This window comes from Acidimicrobiia bacterium (assembly GCA_035948415.1).
Classification (GTDB): domain Bacteria; phylum Actinomycetota; class Acidimicrobiia; order IMCC26256; family PALSA-555; genus PALSA-555.
The window spans coordinates 1-1,587 of sequence record DASZJD010000061.1; the positions used below are offsets into that span (position 1 = coordinate 1).

The 1,587-nt window shown below is 72.0% G+C and carries 2 protein-coding genes; both read right to left on the reverse strand.

Annotation, left to right across the window (positions count from 1 at the left end; all coding sequences use genetic code 11):
* Positions 1-1,163 (reverse strand): thiolase family protein (locus tag VG869_08660; GenBank protein HEV3451262.1); only part of this gene is annotated, 1,163 nt, incomplete at its 3' end.
* Positions 1,164-1,226: 63 nt separating this feature from the next.
* Positions 1,227-1,587 (reverse strand): amidohydrolase family protein (locus VG869_08665; protein HEV3451263.1); only part of this gene is annotated, 361 nt, incomplete at its 5' end.

The following is a 1,587-nucleotide window of genomic DNA, read 5'->3' on the forward strand; positions in this document are numbered from 1 at the left end:
AGGGCGGTGGCCATGCCGCCGCCGGCGCACATCGCGGCCACGCCGACGCCGCCGCCGCGACGGCGCAGCTCGTAAACGAGCGTGAGCACCATCCGGGCTCCGGTCATCGCGATCGGATGGCCCAGGCTGCAGCCGCTGCCCAGGACGTTCACGACGTCCTCGTCGAGGTCGAGCGCCCGGGTCGCGGCGACGGCCACCGAGGCGAAGGCCTCGTTGATCTCCCAGAGGGCGACGTCCCCGGCCGACAGGCCGGCCCGGGCGAGCGCCTTGCCGATGGCCACCGCCGGCGCCAGGCCGGTCTCGGCGGGCGGTACGCCGGCCGAGGCCCACGCCCGGACGACCGCCAGCGGCTCGAGCCCGCGAGAAGCGGCGAAGGACCGGTCGGCGACGACCATCGCGGCCGCGCCGTCGTTCACGCCGGCCGAGTTGCCCGCAGTGATGCTGAAGCCGTCGATCTCGGGGTGCAGCGGCTTCAATGACGCGAGCTTGTCCAGGCTCGAGGTCCGCCTGGGGTGCTCGTCGACCGCGAAGCTGACCCGCGTCCCGTCGCGCCGGGTGACCTCGATGGGAACGATCTCGTCGGTGAAGCTCCCGGCGTCGATCCCGGCGACGGCGCGCTGGTGGGAGCGCAACGCCCACGCGTCCATCTCCTCCCGGGTGAGGCCGGCCTTGACCGCGGTGTTCCAGCCGACCGTGATCGTCATGTCCCGGATCGGGGCGTCGGACGTCTCGCGGTGGCTCGGCGCAAGCCAGTCCTCTTCCACCTCGTCGGTCCCGGGAACGCGCCGGCTCGTCTTCGGGGCGGTCGAGCTCGACTGGACGCCGCCCGCCACGACGGCCCGGTCCATGCCCGCGATGATCGATGCCGCGGCGCTCTGCACCGCCGCGAGTCCCGAGGCGCAATGCCGGTTGTGGGCGACGCCAGGCGCGTTCACCAGCCCGGCTTCGATCGCGGCGTACCGGGCGATGTCTCCGCCGCCGTAGAGCGACTCCCCCATGATGACGTCATCCACGAGCTCAGGGGCAAGACCAGATCGCCGAACGGCCTCGGTGACTGCCCTGGTGCCGAGCTCGAGCGCGCCGGTGTCGACGAGCGATCCCCGGTACGCCGTCCCGATCGCGGTTCGGGCACCCGAGACGATGACCGCCTCATGGTTCGTCATGTGATGCTCCTTCGGTGGCCGAGGCGGATAGCCCGGCTCGTTCGGCTTAATGGGTCTTGATCGTCAGCTCGCCGTCACCAGCTGGCCAGAGCGCTCGGCGGTCAGCTCGTCGTGGTCGACGAGCACCTTCCCGTTGACGAGCGTGTAGTCGTAGCCGTGCGCGCGCTGGACGAACCGGCTGGCGCCCAGCGGGAAGTCGGCCACCAGTTCGGGCGTACGCAGGTGCAGGCTTTCGAGATCGATGACGTTCACGTCGGCGAACGCGCCCGGTACCAGCCGCCCCCGGCCGGCCAGGCCGAACAGCTCGGCACCCTCCAGCGTGAGCTTGTGGACCGCCCGGCCGATGTCCAGCCGCCCGGAGTCCCGGACCCAGTGGCTGAGCACGTAGGAGGGCTGGCCCGCGTCCATGGTCAGCGCGACGTGC